The sequence below is a fragment of the Mesorhizobium sp. B2-8-9 genome (genome assembly GCF_006439475.1).
In the GTDB taxonomy this organism is placed as follows: Bacteria; Pseudomonadota; Alphaproteobacteria; order Rhizobiales; family Rhizobiaceae; genus Mesorhizobium.
Genome location: NZ_VFTQ01000011.1, coordinates 60414 through 80047 on the forward strand (window position 1 = coordinate 60414; position 19634 = coordinate 80047).

The window sequence follows — 19634 nt, forward strand, 5'->3', positions numbered from 1 at the left end:
AGCTGAAAAGTTGGTCCTTTTACCGCCGCGGTCTCCTGTGTCCCTGCGCTATGTCAATTCCATTCCGCTTCGCGCGTGTAATCACGCCCTGCAAGGAAAAGGCGGGATTTGATCCCGCCTTTCTATGTTTCGCTCGCATCATGCCGATCGAGCTGCCAGCCCCTCAACGGGTCTGGATTGAGGAAGTCACGCTGGTACCTTCTTTCTAGACCGCTTCTCGGGCGCCGAGACTTCAGGCTCTTTCGGTTTGCGCCCAAGTCCCATTGTCTTGGCCAGGGCAGAGCGCGCAGCCGCATAGTTCGGCGCGACCATGGGATAGTCCGCCGGCAGACCCCATTTGGCGCGATATTCATCGGGTGTCAGCCCGTAATGGGTCGACAGATGGCGCTTTAGCGATTTGAATTTCTTGCCGTCCTCAAGGGAAATAATGTAGTCCGGCGTCACCGATTTTCTGATCGGGACGGCCGGCGTCAACGCCGTCGGCTCTTGTGCGGAGACGCGACCGGCCGCCGTGCGTTTCAAAGCTTCGTGCACTTGGCCGATCAGGGCAGGCAACTCCCCCACCGGGACGGGATTGTTGGAAACATAGGCTGAGACAACATCCGCGGTAAGGTCGATGAGGTTGTTGGCGTTTTCGAAGTCTTCTTCTGGCATGAAACTCTCCAGTGGATTGGTCTGCGGAGCGTGGCCTTCTAGTGATGATTTCCGACGAACGCAACAAATCTCGCGACAGGATTGTTCGGTGCTCGTCCAACATCGAGGTCTATAGCGCCAGTTACAAGCTGTCGCGACGCTGATCTCCTCGGAAATCGCCGTCCATAAGCGCCCGGTATCCGCCGTTCAGTCGCGATCTTGTCGGTTGAGTTGCGAGAGGACGACGCAGAAAAATTGTAAGCACCAAGAGCCGTGCACCTGGAAGACCTTGCGCGTACGAAACAGGTCGGCGTTGCGCCAGCGTGGGGCGACAGGCAACAGAACCGACCAAGCCCTCAGCGAACAAATAGCGATTGCGCGCCCGCCACTGTTGGTATCGGGGGCCGTCGGGGATAAATCGCAGTCACTATTTTCGCCGCTCGATCATCTTGGTCGACAGGCACCATTCCCTTGATCCACGGATCTAGCGCAGGGCGTTCGCAGGCCGCATGTGGAGAATGGTTTCCGTGCACATAGTCGGACTCTATCTATGAAAATTCTATTGCCTGGCGGTGGCTGTTGCGCTTGTGGCGGCCACAGCTTTGCTGAGCAGTCCCTTCCGCCAGACCTCAGGGAAACGGCACTGGCCATCTTCAAGCCCTTGCCATCCATACTGGCAGTCACCAACAACCCAAGCACACCGGAGAAGGTTGCCCTCGGCAAGGCGCTGTACTTCGATCCACGCCTCTCGTCCCCAGGCGTTTTCTCCTGCACTTCGTGCCACAACCTGGCCACCGGGGCGACGACAATCGTGAAACTTCGATTGGCCATGGTTGGCAGAAGGGGCAGCGCGACGCGCCGACGGTGTTTAACTCTGTCTTCAACAAATCACATTTTTGGGACGGTCGCGCCGAAGACCTGAAAGCTCAGGCCAAAGGGCCGATACAGGCCGGTGTCGAAATGGCCAACACACCGCATCGAGTGGTCGAGACGTTCAAATCGATGCCGCAATATGTGGAGTTGTTCCAATCTGCTTTCCCGGAGCAAGCCGATCCCATCACCCTCGAAAACGTGGCCATTGCACTCGCAGCCTACGAGGCGACACTGGTCGCGCCGGCCCCCTTCGACGCCTACCTCAATGGCGATGACACCCCCATTGATCCCGAAGCGAAACAGGGCTTGGCCCTTTTTATGGAAAAGGACTGCTCCTCCTGCCATTCCGGTGGGGAAGGCTATTATCCATTCGGCCTCGTAGAGTAGCCTGGCGCCGACATCCTGCCGGAGAACGACAAGGGACGATTTGCCGTCACCAATGTACCAGATGATCCTATGTTTTCCGCGTGCCATCGCTGCGCAACGTAGCAATCACCGCGGTATACTTTCATTCGGACAAGGTCTGGGACCTGAGCGAGGCGGTCGCCATCATGGGCACCACCCAGCTTGGCCAAGAGCTAGCGCAAATCGAAATCGATCGGATCGGTGCCTACCTTCATTCGGTGACCGGAAAGCGACCGGAGATCACAAATCCCGTCTTGCCAACTGAAACGCCCACAACACCTCGACCTCGATCCTAGGCATTGCGAAACAGGTGATCGCGTCGGAGCCAGTGAGCGTTCCTTGACCCATCTGGCGAATTGCCACAGGCGCTGCCGTCCGATTGGGCCGTGATAGGTCGCGGCGCGATTGAGCGTCGCACGTTGATGGCAGGAGCCATGGTTTTGCACCAGCCATGCTCCCGCTCTTGGAGATCTTCGGCAGGCCAGGGCGCTGTCCGTCAGCATTAGGCCGGCCAATCGCCTCACCAGTCCATCACCACCTTGCCCGAACTACCGCTGCGCATCGCATCGAAGCCGGCCTGAAAATCGTCGATTCCGATGCGGTGGGTGATCAGGCCGGAAACATCCAGCGGGCCCTGCACAAGCGCGATCATCTTGTACCAGGTCTCGAACATCTCGCGGCCGTAGATGCCCTTGAGATGCAGCATCTTGAAGATGACCTTGTTCCAGTCGATCTCGAAGCCGGTCGGCGCGATGCCCAGAATGGCGATCTTGCCACCATTGTTCATGGTGTCGATCATGTCGCGGAAGGCGGGGGCTGCGCCCGACATTTCGAGGCCGACATCAAAACCCTCGGTCATGCCGAGTGCCGGCATGACATCGCGCAGCTTTTCCTTCGAAGCATCCACGACATGCTGGACGCCGAGTTTTTTGGCAAGCGCCAGCCGCACCGGATTGATGTCGGTGATGACCACTTTTCGCGCGCCGACGCATTGGGCGACGAGCGCGCCCATGATGCCGATCGGCCCGGCGCCGGTGACCAGCACGTCCTCGCCGACCAGATCGAATGACAAAGCGGTGTGAACGGCATTGCCCAGCGGATCGAAGATCGCGGCGATCTCGTAGGGCACATCATCGGGGATCGGCACGACATTGTGCTGCGGGATCGCCAGATACTCGCCGAAGGCACCCGGCCGGTTGACGCCGACGCCGAGCGTATTGCGGCAGAGATGCCCTCGCCCGGCACGGCAGTTGCGACAATGACCGCAGACGGTGTGGCCTTCGCCCGACACGCGCTGGCCGAGCTTGTATTCGGTGACCGCCGCGCCGAAATCGGCGACGGTGCCGACGAATTCATGGCCGGTAACCATCGGCACCGGCACCGTCTTTTGCGCCCACTGGTCCCAATTGTAGATATGCACGTCTGTGCCGCAGATCGCCGTCTTTTTGATCTTGATCAGCACGTCGTTGGGGCCGATCTCCGGCACCGGCACCTCTTCCATCCAGATGCCCGGTTCGGCCTTGGCTTTCACCAGCGCCTTCATCATGTTCGACATCAGATGCTCCTTACACCTTGGTTTGATTCCACTCTCGCCTCTCCTCTGGTAGCCGCACAACGGAAAGGTGGGGTTCGGAGAGCACAGCTGAGATTTCTGGACCGATGGGTATGTCGAGGCTGCCATGGTGTCGAAGCAACACTCCACCGCGAGCGGCGCGTGAAGATCCAGTTCCAGCGAACCTCAGCGGAAACCGAGCAAGCGCCGCGCCAGATGCAGCGAAGTTTCAATTCAAACGATGAGGAATGAGAGTAGCTTGCGGCTCGGGCTATGTTGTCGATGTCCGCCACATGCGGCGCAATCACTCTACACGATGCTCTCGATGGTCGATCTCACCGCGATATCTCAATAGTGCGGACGCACAGGCGGCATCCGCAAACGTGCCCCTCGGTGAAGTGTCTGCTGACCGCTGGCTGTGTCAGAGCCAGAAGCTCATGGACGAAGCCGCCTTCTCCCACCTCGTGCTCTAGATCATCCGTCCTCTGACCAGAAGCGGCTTCCCAGATAGCCCCGCCGCTCAGTCGTCCAGCGGGCCTTCGGCTGGACGACAATGCCGAGCCCCCCTCGTGTCTACCGACCTGCGCGCGGCTTCTCGATGGCGTCCTTTCTGCCTCAAATTATCCGCGAAGCCCGCTGGTCACATATTTGCCGTCACAGGGACCCAGCGGCCTGCGCCTGGGCCTTCTCCCGCAGCGCCCCTGCTGCAGCGACCATGTTGATGAGGGCAGGGCGGATCTCCTCCCATTTCCTTGTTTTGAGACCACAGTCCGGATTGACCCACAGTTGGCTATCCGACAGTCGCTCGCGGGCAAGTTGGGCGAGATGCAAAATCTCGCCGACTTCTGGGACACGTGGTGAGTGAATGTCGTAGACGCCAGGACCGATTTCGTTCGGATATTAGGACTTCGTGAAGGCGTCTAGCAGTTCCATTTTGGAGCGCGACGTCTCGATCGAGATGACGTCCGCGTCCAGTTCAGCGATAGAATCGATGATCATTGAACTCCGAGTAGCACATATGCTGTGAATTTGGGTCGCGTCCTCCACGCCGGTAGAAGCGAGGCCGAAGCATTCGACAGCCCAGCCGAGATAATGTTTCCATAGGTACAGCCGATCTCCCCCCTTGAGGGTCCCTTGAGGGGGAGATGCCCGGCAGCACCTTGCCGATATGCCCCCTACAACAACCCCGCCTGCTCAGCCTCGCGGCACAGATTCTGCCGAGGCCTGGGGCCGATCTGCTGGATCACCAAGCCGGCCGCCAGTGAGCCAAGGTCGCCGCAGGTCTGCAGGTCGCGGCCTTGCGTGTAGCCATGCAGGAAGCCGGCGGCATAGAGATCGCCGGCGCCCGTCGTGTCGACCAGTTCCTTGATGGCGGTCGCCTTGATCACCACCGTCTCGTCGCCGCGCACGATCACGGAGCCTTTTTCCGAGCGGGTCACGGCGGCGATCTGGCAATCCTTGCGGATCTGCGCCAGCGCCTCGTCGAACGAGGATGTCTGGTAGAGCGATTTGATCTCGTGGCTGTTGGCAAAGACGATGTCGACCGTGCCCGAACGCATCAGCTCGAGGAATTCGTCGCGGTAGCGGTCGACGCAGAACGAATCCGACAGCGTCATCGACACTTCGCGGCCTGCCGCGTGCGCCAGCTTCGCCGTCTGGCGGATCGCTTCCTTGGCGCGCGGCGGGTCCCACAGATAGCCTTCGAAATAGGTGACCTTGGCGCCAGAAGCCTTATCGGCCTCGACATCCTCCGGCCCAAGCTCGACGCAGGCGCCGAGATAGGTGTTCATCGAACGCTCGCCGTCAGGGGTGACGAAGATCATCGACCGCGCCGTCGGCGGCTCGCCCTTGAGCGGCGTGGTGTCGAAGGCGACGCCCTGTGCATGGATGTCGTGCGCGTAGATTTCGCCCAGCGCATCGTTGGAGACCTTGCCGAAGAAGGCGGCGCGGCCGCCAAAGCTGGCGACGCCGGCCGCCGTGTTGCCGGCGCTGCCGCCGGAGGCTTCGATCGCCGGGCCCATGCGGCTGTAGAGCAGTTCGGCGCGGTGGGTGTCGATGAGGTTCATCGCGCCCTTGATGATGCCGTTGGTCTCCAGGAATTCCTCGTCGCACTGGGCAATGATGTCGACAATGGCATTGCCGATGCAAAGCACGTCATAATCCGGCATCAAAATCTCCGCCAAAAACCCGAGCCGGCTTCTTGCCACGCCGGCCCGGGGTGTTTCTTTCGAGTGTGGAATGGGTCGTCCTTTGCCGAAAGGATCCAATACCGACGCATCAAGCAGCTGCGGGTCCTGCCTCACGCGACAGGTCGTCAGCTCTGTCCGTCTTTTCCCAGGTGAACTCCGGCTCTTCGCGGCCGAAGTGTCCGTATGTCGCGGTCTTGCGGTAAATCGGCCGTAAGAGATCCAGCGCCTTGATGATGCCTTTCGGCCGGAGATCGAAAAGCTCAAGGACGGCGCGTTCGATCCGTTTTTCATCAATCTTTGCGATTCCGAATGTATTGATGAGGACTGAGACCGGTGCGGCCACACCGATCGCGTAAGCAAGCTGAACCTCGCACACCTCCGCAAGTCCGCTGGCAACGACGTTTTTTGCGACGTACCGCGCGGCATAGGCGGCCGACCGATCAACCTTGGACGGGTCCTTGCCCGAAAAGGCACCGCCGCCGTGACGCCCCATGCCGCCGTAGGAATCGACGATGATCTTGCGGCCGGTAAGCCCGCAATCGCCTCGCGGCCCGCCGACCACGAACCGGCCGGTTGGATTGACCAGGAACCTTATTCCCGTCGTATCCAGGTCATGGGGCAAGACCGGCCTTATGATCTCCTCAATGACGCCTTCGCGGACGGTGGCCTGTGAGACCTCATCATCATGCTGCGTCGACAGGACTATGGTATCGAGCGCTACCGGTCGCAAACCTTCATAGCGGACGGACACCTGAGATTTAACGTCCGGGCGGAGCCAGCCAAGGCGTCCAGTTTGGCGCACCTCTGCCTGTTTTTTCGTCAAATCGTGAGCAAGTTGGATTGGCAAAGGCATTAATGTTTCGGTCTCGTTGCATGCGTACCCGAACATGAGGCCCTGATCTCCCGCTCCCTGCTCGAGATCCTGCCCTCGTCCCTCGTCGACCCCCTGGCTGATGTCAGGCGACTGCTCGGTCAGGGCCAAGATCACCGCGCAACGACGGCCCGTCAAAGCCGATCGCATCGTCGTCATATCCAATGTCCAAAATGATATCGCGGGCAACTTGGCTGTAGTCGATCTGCGCGTGGCTGGTGATCTCGCCAGCCAGAACGACCATCCCTGACTTCACCAACGCTTCACAAGCAACGCGAGCCTGAGGATCCTTGCGAAGAATCGCATCGAGGACGCCATCTGAGATATTGTCGGCCATCTTGTCGGGATGTCCCGCGCCGACGGATTCGGAGGAGAACACGAATTGTCTGGTCATGGAATATCCTCGCTTCAAACGTTGGAATTAAATGTGACAGCTGATCCGGCCATCTTATCTGTCGGAGATGCCAGGTACGTCGAACGCAGCGCAGAAGTCGGCCGTCACTGCTGGCGTGCCTAACCGAATGCCGCTGGTGAGCGCGGGATGCCGCCGGTCGCCCGGCACCATGTTGAAATTCGTGATGATACCTGCTTGCGACAAGCGCTCGGCATAGGCTTTCCCGGACAGCGGCCGGTCCCGTAGATCAAGGATCAGCATGTGATTGTCAGTGCCCCCCGTGACGAGTTCATAACCTCGCTCCAGAAGCGCCTGGGCCAGAGCCTTGGCGTTGTTGACGATCTGCTGACCGTACACTCGGAACGACGGATTCCCTGCTTCGTGCAGAGCGACAGCTAGCGCTGCAATCGTATTCATGTGCGGTCCGCCCTGCAGGAGAGGGAACACGGCACGGTCTATGCGTTTGGCCAGATTGTGTTTGCTCTTGGAATGATAGAGTGCCTGATAGCGGTCTTCATTCCTTGACAGTATGAAGCCACCGCGGGGACCGCGTATCGATTTGTGAGAGGTGCTGGTGACCACATCGCAATGGCCTACAGGATTGGGGTGCACTCCTGCGACAACGAGGCCGCTGATGTGGGCGATGTCGGCCACCAGGTAGGAGTTCACCTCCGAAGCAATTTTGGCCATTGCCTCGTAGTCAAAGATACGCGGATAGGTGCGGTACTTTTCCGAATGTCATGATTTTGAGCGCCTTCTTGAAATCCGCCCCAGGCGTCATTGGCGTCGAGCCGATCGCTCTCAGTCCAACTGGCCCGGAAAATTCACTTTTCGCCCAGCTTCGAGATTGCGCACGATATTTTCGACTGCGATCTGGTAGAACTCACCGACATGGAAGGCCATGGCACCATCAAGGTTTCGTTGGTGATATGAAATGATGCCGATCACGCAATTCACCAGAGCGACTACAGCGGACTCGTCCAAGGGGTAGTCGGCGTAGATGGCATTCGGATCACTGAAATAGCGCTTATCGAGATGCGCGAAGAACTTGTCCCGCCGGCCCATGATCATCGCAATCGTCGTCCTGTGGGCTTCCAGCTCATTGAGCTGTTCCTTGATCAGGCTTGGAGATGGTGTCCCCGATTTCCAGGCGATGTGCATCTGGTTGTCGAGGCAAAACTCGAGGAACCTGAATAAGCTGCGGTCGCTGCGCCTTGGACTTTCAAGCAGCTTGGCAGTGGCAAGATGGAGATCGACTTCGATCGAGCGCATGATCTGGTAAAGTAGTGGTTCTATTCGCCAGAGCCTGTCCCCGTGCTCTTCGCATTGTTTCAATAGGGACGAATACGTTGCCAGCTTGATCACCAGACCCGGTGGGTTGTTCCCATGGACAAGCGCGGCATAGCGCCCGAGGCGCTCTTCATAGTTGGCCTGAATCTGTGCCTTCATCGATCGTCGTTCCTTCCGGAAAGAACCGGCAATCGCACGCACAAACCTGTTTCGGCGCAACCGCAATGAAAATTTGCCCGCCACCACCCATGCCGAGCGGCGGCAATTATTGCTGACGTTGAAGTGTGAGCCCGCTGTAGTGTCGCCATATTCTGCGCCATCAAGTATCTGGCTAACTAACATGTGGTCACATGCCACAAATTTTTGCCATAAGCATGATTGATTCCATTCAGAACTTGAAATTCAATGTCATGGTTTGGGAGAGATAATCCCGTTCAGCATTGCCATGAGGAGGGAAGAATGCGGAAAATGGGGGCATCCGATAACGGCAAGTTGAAAGTGCACGCCATTGCGGGGACACGCGTCGTGTTGCTGGCGCTGGATCTGTCCAAGGCGGATGCGCGGGGGTTGAGAGGCTTCGCGTTTCGACGCCGCGTCAATGGTGGTGAATGGTCGTGGCTGACAGGACTGAAGATATTCGAGAAGCTGTTCCCGCAGGGCGTCAAGGCTGCGGAGGATGGCAAGATACCGCGGTTCTTCACGAACGAGCATCCGATTCAAAGCTTTATGTGGAGCGACTATCAGGCCAATCCGCAGACCAGATATGAATTTGAAGTCTCGGCCATGTTCGGCGAGCCGGGTGCGCTTGAAGCCCGCCATACCGCAAGTATCGACATTACCACCGAGGCAGAAGACGACGGCAGACATGGTATCTGGTTCAATCGTGGTGCCATCGCCAGCCAGGCCTTCGCCGAAAAGTTCGGCAACAAGGCGCTCGGCGACGACGAGTATAACGATCCGGAAAACAAGGAGGTCGCGTGGTTGTCGCGCGGCCTGCTTGAAGCGTGTATCGCCCATATTCGGGAGACACCCGCGGGCGATGGGCTGCGCGTGGCGGCCTATGAGTTCACATATTTGCGCTTCGCGAAGGAGTTGAAGGCTGCTATCGACCGTGGCGTCGACGTACGCATAGTGTTCCACGACACAAAGGTCAACAACGCGAACGCAGAACTGGCTGGGCTAGCGGAGAAGGTTGGCAACCGCACGATACTGTTTCGGCGCACGAAAACCAAAATCCCCCACAACAAGTTCATCGTGCGTCTTGCTGGCGGGACCGACCCTGTCTCGGTCTGGACAGGCTCGACCAACTTCACGCCCTCCGGCTTTCTGGGGCAGACGAACGTCGGACATAAGGTGACCGATGCCGGGGTTGCAAAAACCTATTTTAAATTCTGGACCGGTCTCACCAGCGATCCCGATGACGACCACGCAACGGTTGCAGCTGTCGGTCTGACCCCCAACCCAGCCAATCTTGTCGGTCCTGGCGTCACGCTTGTGTTTTCACCGCGCACCAGCACGCGAATGCTCGATTGGTACGGCGCGCGTATCGCGGACGCAAAAACGTCCTCCATGTTTACGGGTGCCTTTTCCGTCGATCCCAAGATTCTGGCGCCCATGGCCGCGAAAGGGCCGTCGATGCGGTTCATTTTGCTCGAGCGGCCTCCGACCGAGGCAATCGAAAAGGCACAGCAGGAGAATCCAGCCGATCTGCAATTCTCGTACGGCGCCATCCTTGGCAAAGAGAAGATGGAAGTTGAAGAGCGGACTGGGCGTAGCGCCACGGGAAAAAAAGTCACCAAGATCGTGCCGATACCTCATTTCAAGATCGAAAGTTGGTTTCTCGATGAGGAACTGGAACGCCAGAGCGGCGATGGATTCGTCTTTTTCATCCACACCAAATTCCTGCTGATCGATCCTCTATCTCAGGATCCGCTGATCTGCACAGGATCGGCGAATTTTTCCGGAGGCTCCCTTACCGCAAATGACGAGAACATGCTGTTGATCCGCGGCGACACCCGGGTCGCTGATATCTACCTGACAGAGTTTGACCGGATATTTCGCCACTTCTACTCTCGCGACATCATCAACAAGATCGAAAAGTTGGGTGGCGAAGCCAAGGTTGGGATACTTGATCCATCGGGCAAATGGCTCATCGCCTACTATGCCGACGACAATGCCAAGTGTCACAAGCGACAAATGTTCTTCGCCGATCCGGACGCAAGTTGGAGCCAGGCGGCACCGGACGATCACGACATATTCAAGGGCGAAAAGAAGCTGCCTGTGATTTGACCTGAAATGGGCCCAAGCGTTCACCAGGCGAGCGCCACCTGCACGTCTGCGCACCTTCTGAAGCGATTGGTCCCGCGGGCCGCAAAATTTTCGTTGCGGCCTATCAAGACCGTTCGCGTAGCGCTAACGGCGCGGTGATGTTCGCTTGGTCGTTGCCTTTTGCGTCGCCTTGGCCCCCGGCTTCCGCCCAAGCCCGCTGGACTTTGCCAATGCAGAGCGTTGGGCCGCGTAATTCGGCGCGACCATCGGGTACTCTCGCGCCAGCCCCCACTTTTCACGGTATTGCTCAGGCGTCAGCCCGTAATGAACACTGAGGTGGCGCTTCAGCGACTTGAACTTTTTCCCATCCTCCAAGCAAATGATGAAGTCAGGCGTCACCGATCTCTTTGGATTGACCGCAGGCTGCGCGATCGGCTCTTGGGCTGCCGTTGGATGACCGATGCCCGACAGTGTCGAATGAACTAGACTGATGAGATCTGGGAGACCGGTCACTGGCAGGGCATTTTTGGCAACGTATGCCGAGACGATATCCGCGGTCAGTCCGACCAGATCGGCTTGCTCAGCTTCTTTTTCCTCGCTCAAAATATATTCTCCTGATGATACGCAATTGCCCAAGGGTGAATATGTAGTGCAAGTTTGAGCGCGCGCCAATCGCGGCAGCCAGAACCTCCTAAAGGTGCGGTCTATCCCCTAAGGCCGACCTAGTCGGCCTCTGCCGTACTTGTGCGCGCAGGCTGTGTGATGGTTGGTGAAAGCAGCGCGGTCATTTGCAGAAGCCAATGGGAGCGATGCGCACATGTAGAATTGCTCGGTCGAACCAAAGATGGGTCGGCGAGTCGGCATTGGCGGCGTTTCATTTGGCGCCCCTCGCCGGGGGCTGTCGGTCCCGCATCCCGCCTTGCGTCGGCGCTATGCTGATGCTCCTTCGGCCGCCCTGTTAAACCGTCTCAGGGTCACGAACTTTCTCCAGCACCGCACTGCCTTTGGTCGCTATCGCGGTCATTTCGGTGCTTCCGTCTTGTACGCCATTGTCCCTCGACGAAAGCGCGGTTCCGTTGATGACCCCGCGCTGACGTCGGCGCTTTGGCAGGCGCTTGGGATTGCTTGCCCAGAGATGACAACCGCTTTGGCGCCAAGATGGCATCCATGAGTTTGGCATAAGCAGCGTGTCTGGCCTCTTTCTGGACAAACCCTTCGCATCTTGCCCGATATCGCTTTTGCTGCGTTTGGGGTGATAAACGTGAACCAGCTTGTCGCCGCGCCGGCACACTCCAAAATGCGGCTGGCAGTGTCCCCGGCGTGAACCTTGCTGATTAAATGACAGCCTGCCGACGCTTGGGTGGCCAAGCAAATGCGAAACCGCCATCCTTGATCGGCCACGCTAGGCCGAAACCGTTGTCGAACGCCAGCGCTCGATCATCAGCGTTCGTCACTTCAGTCTCTACAACTATCAACTGTTTGCCGTTCCACCGCTGGTGCTGCCGATAGTCAAGAAGTTGCCCAATGGCTGTTCGAATCGCGAACCTAAGGGTCGACGGTTCGGTTGGTTTGATCTCAACCATGACCTCATCTCGCTTGTCAGCTACGTACCTTAAGTCGTCGCAGAAGGTGGCCGGGAAGGTCACGCCAGGAAACCGATCCTTAAGATAGGCTTCGAACCGTCTTTGCAATCTGTTGTGGCGGGGATGGACCACGGCTTCATATTTTTCCACATAACGCGAATACGCATTGGATGCAGCTTCCCCAGCTCGTCGTTTTCTGCGGGTTGCCGACGACGGGCGCCTAGTTTCACGCTCGCCCTCAAGAAGTTTTCTGACAGACCGGACAAAATCGCGCGCATTGCGGTTTTTCGTATCTTCCGCGTACCACCAACTGACCTGGCCGCTCCAACCGGGACCTCGCTCAAGCTTCATGCGTCGTTCCGATGAAGGCAACAGCCTGACGTCCTTGATCCTGGCCTTGACACGGAAGCTGGTGATTTCATCCTCCACGTGCCGCACCGATGGGAATTGGCCGTTGAATTTTTGTCGATGACGGTAGATGCGCGCGTTTCGGTACCAACCGACCACACAGCGCGGATCGCTCCCCTGTGTCGGAGCCGTCCAGACTATATCGACGCCATCGAGGAAGTCGTCCTCGGGACCGGCCCCAAGGCGCTGGATGTTGACCTGCCGATCCTCTTCGCCCTTGATGGTTTCGAAGTGGCCGTAGACATACCCATCTTCACAGGCAACGAAGTTCAACTCCTCACCGCAAAAGCCTTCCAGAACTGGAAACCCGCCGCCGCCTTTCGGAGGATCGTTCGGATCCCTGCCGGCATAGTGGTTCATCCATGCAATGTTGCAGAAGAGCAATGGCATTCGTTGTTCCTTATGACTGATGCATTATCGCTTTGACTGGGAGAAACCGGGGCGAGCCAGATCCCTATGGGATGAAGCTCCTTCGGCTGGCGCGCGGCCAAAATCGTCGCCGTTGCTACTCGCAATATTGGTCTTCTTCAAATTGGTAGTCGCCAAGTTGGCGGCGCGCGGCAAGAACCGCATCGAGACGCCAGAAGACCGATCCATCCGCGATGCGCGCGTCGGTAAGCAGACTGCGCGGTCTTGTAATTGACAGGGCCCGCAAAAGGACCGCTCTTGCTTGTGCGTCCGGTGCGAAGTCCTGGAGCGAGCGCACAAGGTCGAATCCGCTTGGGTCGCCCGTCGGTCGCAGTTTGTGCGCCAGCGCGCGATAAAGGACATCAAGGCCTGCGTAAGAGAAGTGGTTGGAGGCGTACCTTACGAGGAGGTTGATCGTTGCTGGCGAACTCCCATGATCGCTCCTCAAAGCCGCCGACAGCGCCTGCGCGACTGACACATCCGTCACCTCAACGATTTGGACCCCGGTAAGCGGATCGGCGCTGCGTGGCGGTGCTATCTGAATGTCGTACTCAACGCCTTTTTCCAACCCTGAAACCCATCGATCTGGCATGGGCGTCCAACATGCTAGGTCTACCATCTCGGACGCGTATGCCGCGACATCACGGTCTTGCTTGATGCCGTTGTCCAGTCGAAGGACCAATTGAGCTAACGCCTCGGCACTGAGGAAGCGACCTTGAGCCGCTAGCACGCGCGCAGCAAGGCTGGCATCAATCGGCAAGCAGGACGAATTTTTACCAGACGTGCCAAGTACACAACCCCACAACGGTGTGCTCCACTCCTCGCTTAGCGGAAGCACGCGCGCGAAACGTGGCAACCAGGTCGGGTCCACCCAGAACATGTCGTGGTTGATAACGAGCAAGCCGTATCGCCGAATGATCAGATCGAGATCACGTCCGTTAAGTTCGCCGCGGCGGGCGAGCAGCAATATTGGTGGAAGTGACCAGGAGCTGGTGGCGGAGCCCTCTGCGGCTTGTCTTTCGGAGTCCTTTGCCATCAACCACATCATCATTCCGGCTCCGTTGCCCATGCCCGACGCTTGCGGGCCAGCAGCGAAGTATTCGACGATTTTTGTCGAAAGCTCGCACCAACTCGCCGCGCACCTGGCCAAGCGTGGAAAGACCGCGGCGTTCGGCGCCAAGGTGAGTTTGGGACTTCCCGCCACATCCTCGACGAACCGTAGAAAGGCGAGCCAGTCCGATGGTCTGACAACGTCGCGTTCTGCCCGAACGGAGGTCAACAGGATAGCGGCCTCCAACGAGCGTCGCCGCGCGTCCTCGTCCCGGAGCTCACCAAAAGCCAGGGCAAGCCCGGCGAGGTAAGTCCGCACAGCCTGATCGGAAAGCTCCGATAGGCCATAGTCGGCGACCGTTCGCACGTCGTCGACGTTGTAGAGATCATCGATTTCTGGACCGTTCAAAAGGAAATATGTCGCGGGGCAAGACCGCGCTCGATCAAGCAGCGCAGCTTCGAGCGCAAACTGGTAATCCCACAATCGGTCGCGCTTGACGTCCTTGGAATCACAGACGTCAATCACACCGCTGCGCGAAGAGACAAAATGCAGCCGTCGACCGGCGTCCTTAGACAATTCGGACGATAGCCGGAATTCCCAGTTTTCCTGGTCGCCTATCGGGTGACTGACAAGCCCACCTACACCGCCGCGCATCAGGGCTGTCCGCGCCTTGATGCGTTGCTCGTCCCAACGCGGCGAAGCAGGTTCGAGATCGTCGGCGGCAATCGCCAACTGCACTCCCGATCCCATCGCGCTCGGAAGCAATGAGGACATCCATGGCGGGCCGGGGCGTACCTCGATCCAGCCGTTCGGCTGCACGGCGATGTGATATTGCAGGAAGTACAGGAGCATGCAGATGGCGACTACAAGCGCTGCACTCCAACCGAAAACGCGCCGTACCCTTCCAGCCAAGGCTCGTCTGGGTTCGGGGGCTAAGGGCGGCCCAATGGTCTTGTCGGACCATTCGAGCGCAAGATGGCCGGAGCCACAAAGCTCCGGCGACTGCCTGCGACCGCCGGCGAAGAGGTAGGCAAGTTGCTCGGTACGCTCCCTCGCGAAAACAAAGAGCCGCGCCAGGTCGCTCGACGCCGATCCCCCGGGCGACGGCTGCGTAGCGGTCCCGGGCATTGCGGCCAGTGCAAAGAGCCGCTTGTCTACGAGCGCTTCGTGCAGGGCAATCGTGAACAGGCCTCGGCCGAGAGCAGGGTGCTCGTAAGCCAATTGCTGCGAAGTGGCGCCGGAGAGGACCAGGATGTTGTCGTCGCCAAGTCGACCCGATAGCGCTGCCCGAAAGTCCTTCGCAACGCCGCCGGCATGGCAAAAGTCAAAAACCGCCGAGACCTTCGCCGGTCTGGCAAGCATGACAAGATCGGCAAGCCCGGCGCCGGTGAGGTCTATTTGGTCAGGATTAGCCTCATAGGTGCAGAACCAGGTCTGGTCCGTGCTCTGGTCACCATGACCCGAAAGGACCAGGATGAGTTCGCAGCCTCCGACTTCTTCACTCGCGCCAATCTCTCGAAACATCGCTTCAAGCGACTTGCGGGTAAGGTTCTCGTCGTAAAGCCCTGTGGGGGCATCGCTGGAAGCCAGAACGGCGATCGCATTGGCCAGCGCGGAGGCTCCCTCCACAGAATAGCGAAGCCGAGACCGTGAACTCATGTAGATAGGGCTGGAAAAGCGATCGGCAGCTATACTACAAACGCTTCCGGAAGGATGCACATCGCTGGAGGATTGATCATGAGCGGCGGAGTAGCTTTGACCACTGCGCTCGGCGTTTTCCTGGTTGGTATTTTCGGAGGGTTCGTCGCTGAGCTTGTTCATTGGTATGGCCTAAGGACAAATCCGCGATTTCCAGAATACCTGAAAAGTGCACTCTACTGGATTATCACAGCGCTGATGATATTTGTATCCGGCGCTTTCACTTGGTTGAATTTTGGCAGTCAGGCGCAAGCATTGACTGCATTCCAGATCGGGCTCTTGACCCCGCTAATCCTGCAAAAGGTCATTGCGGGGGCCGCTGGCGCGGAAACGGCTCGCTCACCCCGAGCCAATGTGACCGATTTCTTCCGCGGCTAACAATCTTCGACGATCCACGAAGCATTAGCCGTCCGGGGCTCTGCATCGCGAAATTAGCGCGACTCGATTTTACTTGCCAAGTCGCCAGTTCGGGCAGACTATGCGGGTGTGGGTCTTCACGAGGAGGGATCGTAAGTCATGACGAAGATTACTCTCATCGAATCTGCTGACCGCGAGCCTACAATCAAGGTCAAGCCGGGCGTAACCATAGAGCAGGTTGAAGTCAGCGTTTCCGACGAAAAGGGCAATTCAAAGCCGCTTGCGACACTTTGCGGCTATGACGCAACCTACTGCGTGGCCCTGATCGAGCAGAGCTGACGGTTGGCAGCGTGCCATGTACTCCACATCACGCTACAATTTCTCGATCCCTACAAAGACCGGCAGTATCATTCTTTACAATGCGCGAACGGGAGCGTCGCGTCATTTTGCGGGGAGCGATGCTGCCGATCTCGGCTTCGCTCTTTGCAGGCACCCCGCAAAAATCGATCTCACCAATCTAGGGGAAGCGCTGTCGCAATCCTTGCTGAGCGGTGGATTTGTTGTTGAGCCGGGGTTCGACGAAATAAAGCAAATTCGGGAGCTCTTCCTGCAGACCAAGGCAGAGTCCCCAATCATTGTGACCATCACTACGACCAACAATTGCAATCTAGGGTGCTTCTACTGTTTTCAGAAGCGGGACGAATCCACGCTTGAGTTTGGCAATGTCGATAAGATCGTCGAGCGCGTTGAAAACATTCTGACTGCTTCCGGCAAGCCAGCCCTACACATTGATTGGTATGGCGGCGAGCCGATGTTGAATCGGGCCTTTCTGGAAAAGGCATCGTCACGGCTCCAGGCACTCTGCAATCAGTTGGGACGGCGGTACTCAGCGTCGATCTTGACCAACGGCACACTGTGGCCTGGCGATCCCTTGGCTTTCGCCCGCATCCACATGATTGAGCGCGTTCAGGTCACCTTCGACGGATTTGGCAAATCCCATAACAAGGTACGGCGCTACCGTCGCGGATTTTCCGGCGAGGATCAGTTTCAGGGCGCTATCAGACTGATTGAAGCTCTCAAACGGGATGTGACCGTTGATATCCGTTTCAACCTGGGTACGAAGAACAGTGCGGATCTCGTTTTGCTCGCCGAATTCGGGATGACAAACGGCTGGTTCGAGAAGGGGTCAAAGGCAACGCTGCAGATCGCTAAACTGACGCCTTACTCAACCGAGGTCGATTTCATCCGCAAGACTGAGCTGGCTTATGCGGAATTCGAGGCCGCCAGGGATGTCGTGCGCGCCATCGTCCCAGAAATCTATCTCGACAAGACAGCCGCATTGGATCGCTACCCCCACCCAAGAAGATCCGTGTGTGCTGCGATTGCCGAGGATTCGATCGTCATCGGCGCTGATGGATCCCTGTACAATTGCGGCCTCCAGGTTACCGAACCGCACCGCGCTGTCGGACAACTCGATCGAGAATCCACCGCACAACAAGCCACGCAGGAACAATGGTGGGACGGGTTCGATCCGACACGCAACGAAAAGTGCAGCACATGCTCCTTTCTGCCGCTGTGCTGGGGGGCTTGCCCAAAGCTTCACCTGGAGCGCGATACGGCATCGCTCGATCAACAGAGCGAATTCTGGCGGACCATGCTGCCGAGGCGATTGACATCCTCGCTCGGACTGCAGCTACCAACCGATTTTGCCTTAACCGCAACGGACCAATTCAAATCCGCGCCGCCCGATCGTCGCTAGGCTTGTGAGAAGTCAAGGCGGGGGTCGTGTCAACACTGATCGGATCGCGGGTCTTGCGAACTCCGCGCGACGGCGAATTTGCTCTACTGAAGCAGGGCTCTCAGGCTTTCTGGAGCGCCCTCGAGCGCGAAGGGGTTGAGGATCTGCCTTCGCCAAAACAACTGACGATCAATGACGCTAAGATTGGCTTCCTCGCAGACGCGATCCCACTGATCGCGGATCGTTGTGATCTGTGCCGCCGCGATCGCGGTGGCGTCCTCTTTAGACAACTGGAACACCGCATGTGCCTGAAGGCAGACCGCAACCTGGCTTGATCGGTTGTTGCCGAGGATCAACATCGCTTGGCCCGCCTCGTTGCCGGCGCGCGCCTGCGGGCAGATGTCGTAGGCAGGGGTCAGCTCCAGCTCGGAGCCATTCCAAAATGCGGCATGATTGCGGGCATGGTCGTCCGTGTTGCCGCAAAGGATATTGAAGACTACCCGCGAATACAGCTCCTTCAGCGTTTTCTTTGGATCGCTAAAGCGATGGCGGATGATCGGCGCCAGATCTTCATAGCTGGCATAGCGCGCCATCATCTCATCGAGGCCGAGCATCGTCAGTGCAGAAACCATGCTGCGGCGGCGCCATTGATCGCCTGACTTTTGCCGGTCGAAACGGGTGATGAGCAGGACATCCTTCCCTACGGTCTGTGTCAGGCGCACCGGTGCCGCATTGATCCCGACCATGCCGGCAAGCCGCATGGCGATGAACTCAGCCTTTACCACGCTGTAGACGTCGCCTTGAGAGGAGAATTTCGCGATGAATTTTGCATCCGCGTCGGCGATCAGTGCTTTCGGCCGGGCTCCGCCGATGGAGCTTCCATGAAACAAGGCCTGGTCCAGCTCGGACGTCAGCGGCACACCCTCTTCGACGCGGGCGGCAGCGCTCAAAAGCTCCTCCAGCGATGCGCTTCGCGATTGGCGTGGAACGTATCTGCTGGGCGACGCCTGGAAATCGAGCGCGCCTATGCGGTCAGATCCAGACTCCAACAGGTAAGTGAGCTCGTCCAGCGCCGCGGGATCGATCGCGTTGCCCTTTTTGCCCAGGATAAGGTTGATGATGACGCGCCGGCCCCAGGCATCAGGCGCTGCGTCGCGAATGCTGTTGGGCATCGAAAGACCAGGCGACAGCGGCAATCCGCCTGCCTTCAGCGGCAATTCGGGGTCGTAGATCGCGATCGCGTCTTCGCGGGCCAGGTAGGAACGGCCATAATTGAATAGCAGCTTGTCGCCGTCACGCGTCAACAGTCCGGCAACAACCGGCTCCGTCGCTTGTGGCAGCCAAATCCAGACAAAAGCCTCGCGGGGTGCGTTTTCAGAAGTCATCTTTCACCGGACCGGTTGACGTGCGTACGGCCTGGGGAAGAAGCGTCAGCGTTGCGGTGTTCGCCGCTATGTGCTGGGCAAACGTTGCCAGGTCGCTATCGAACAGCCTTACTCCCACGACGGCCGCGGCCTCGAAGACAGCGCCGATAGCGCAGCCGAGGTCGCCCCGTTCAATACGGTGGACGAGACCACGCGATAGACCGGCACGCTCACCGAGCTCCTCGACAGTTATGCGACGCTCGATGCGTGCGCGCCGGATGAGTTGCCCTAGGAGCAGCGCGGCGTCGCGGCTATAACGCGAATAAGACCTCGATGCGGGCTTAGCCATGATCATGTTCCATTAATGGTACTTTTTACCGCTTTGCGCTCCATTTATAGCGCAAAAATCCCTCTGACAAGCCATTGCTCGTCACGGAGTCTCATAAATAGGACGAAAAATAACTTTGCGACCTATTTATGGTACAATTAAGCTGCGGAAACGGCCTTTTTGCGGCCCAACATTAGGGCCTGCTAACGCGAAAGCGTCGACAA

General features: G+C 58.2%; 12 protein-coding genes and 4 pseudogenes. 4 read left to right on the top strand and 12 right to left on the bottom strand.

Features of this window, described 5'->3' with window-relative positions; translation table 11 throughout:
• Positions 1-186: 186 nt before the first annotated feature.
• The gene (locus tag FJ423_RS15420) at positions 187-654 is read right to left on the bottom strand and encodes a MucR family transcriptional regulator (protein ID WP_064994187.1); all 468 of its coding nucleotides are present in this window, start codon (positions 652-654) and stop codon (positions 187-189) included.
• 551 nt (positions 655-1205) lie between these two features.
• Here FJ423_RS15420 and FJ423_RS15425 point away from each other — a divergent pair.
• Positions 1206-2207, top strand: a pseudogene (locus FJ423_RS15425) (cytochrome-c peroxidase).
• Between the two features lie 224 nt (positions 2208-2431).
• Here the strand turns inward: FJ423_RS15425 and tdh are convergent.
• The 6 genes and pseudogenes from tdh to FJ423_RS15455 form a co-directional block, all read right to left on the bottom strand.
• Complete coding sequence (gene tdh, locus FJ423_RS15430; protein WP_086081359.1) at positions 2432-3466, bottom strand: L-threonine 3-dehydrogenase; 1035 nt, start codon at positions 3464-3466, stop codon at positions 2432-2434.
• A gap of 651 nt (positions 3467-4117) precedes the next feature.
• Positions 4118-4564, bottom strand: a pseudogene (locus FJ423_RS15435) (5-methyltetrahydropteroyltriglutamate--homocysteine S-methyltransferase); the annotation flags it as partial.
• Between the two features lie 74 nt (positions 4565-4638).
• Positions 4639-5631 carry an adenosine kinase gene (locus FJ423_RS15440; RefSeq protein ID WP_086081358.1) on the bottom strand — a complete coding sequence of 331 codons (993 nt, stop codon included), beginning with the start codon at positions 5629-5631 and terminating at the stop codon, positions 4639-4641.
• 109 nt (positions 5632-5740) lie between these two features.
• Positions 5741-6917 (bottom strand): annotated as a pseudogene (gene metK, locus FJ423_RS15445) (methionine adenosyltransferase).
• A gap of 54 nt (positions 6918-6971) precedes the next feature.
• A pseudogene (gene glyA, locus FJ423_RS15450) lies at positions 6972-7634 on the bottom strand (serine hydroxymethyltransferase); the annotation flags it as partial.
• Positions 7635-7718: 84 nt separating this feature from the next.
• A complete protein-coding gene (locus FJ423_RS15455) occupies positions 7719-8549 on the bottom strand; it encodes a hypothetical protein (RefSeq protein ID WP_198327536.1) in 831 nt (276 codons plus the stop codon).
• Positions 8550-8675: 126 nt separating this feature from the next.
• On the opposite strand from FJ423_RS15455, the gene FJ423_RS15460 reads away from it, so the two are divergent.
• Complete coding sequence (locus FJ423_RS15460; protein WP_064993351.1) at positions 8676-10496, top strand: phospholipase D-like domain-containing protein; 1821 nt, start codon at positions 8676-8678, stop codon at positions 10494-10496.
• A 123-nt stretch (positions 10497-10619) separates the two neighbouring features.
• On the opposite strand, the gene FJ423_RS15465 is transcribed toward FJ423_RS15460, so the two are convergent.
• The 3 genes from FJ423_RS15465 to FJ423_RS15475 form a co-directional block, all read right to left on the bottom strand.
• The gene (locus FJ423_RS15465; protein WP_064993350.1) at positions 10620-11078 is read right to left on the bottom strand and encodes a MucR family transcriptional regulator; all 459 of its coding nucleotides are present in this window, start codon (positions 11076-11078) and stop codon (positions 10620-10622) included.
• 731 nt (positions 11079-11809) lie between these two features.
• On the bottom strand, positions 11810-12856 hold the full coding sequence (locus FJ423_RS15470; protein ID WP_064993349.1) for a hypothetical protein: 1047 nt from the start codon (positions 12854-12856) through the stop codon (positions 11810-11812).
• A gap of 115 nt (positions 12857-12971) precedes the next feature.
• Positions 12972-15746, bottom strand: coding sequence for a caspase family protein (locus FJ423_RS15475; RefSeq protein ID WP_140698301.1), 2775 nt, complete (start codon positions 15744-15746; stop codon positions 12972-12974).
• A gap of 393 nt (positions 15747-16139) precedes the next feature.
• Between FJ423_RS15475 and FJ423_RS15480 the strand changes: the two genes are divergently transcribed.
• Both FJ423_RS15480 and FJ423_RS15485 read left to right on the top strand, forming a co-directional pair.
• The gene (locus tag FJ423_RS15480) at positions 16140-16319 is read left to right on the top strand and encodes a hypothetical protein (RefSeq protein WP_064993346.1); all 180 of its coding nucleotides are present in this window, start codon (positions 16140-16142) and stop codon (positions 16317-16319) included.
• Between the two features lie 16 nt (positions 16320-16335).
• Entirely contained in the window at positions 16336-17739 is a 1404-nt protein-coding gene (locus FJ423_RS15485; protein ID WP_064993345.1) for a radical SAM protein, read from the top strand.
• Between the two features lie 83 nt (positions 17740-17822).
• On the opposite strand, the gene FJ423_RS15490 is transcribed toward FJ423_RS15485, so the two are convergent.
• Complete coding sequence (locus FJ423_RS15490; RefSeq protein ID WP_064993344.1) at positions 17823-19103, bottom strand: HipA domain-containing protein; 1281 nt, start codon at positions 19101-19103, stop codon at positions 17823-17825.
• Complete coding sequence (locus FJ423_RS15495) at positions 19093-19431, bottom strand: helix-turn-helix transcriptional regulator (protein ID WP_064993359.1); 339 nt, start codon at positions 19429-19431, stop codon at positions 19093-19095. The genes FJ423_RS15490 and FJ423_RS15495 overlap by 11 nt, the downstream gene beginning before the upstream one ends.
• Positions 19432-19634 lie beyond the last annotated feature (203 nt).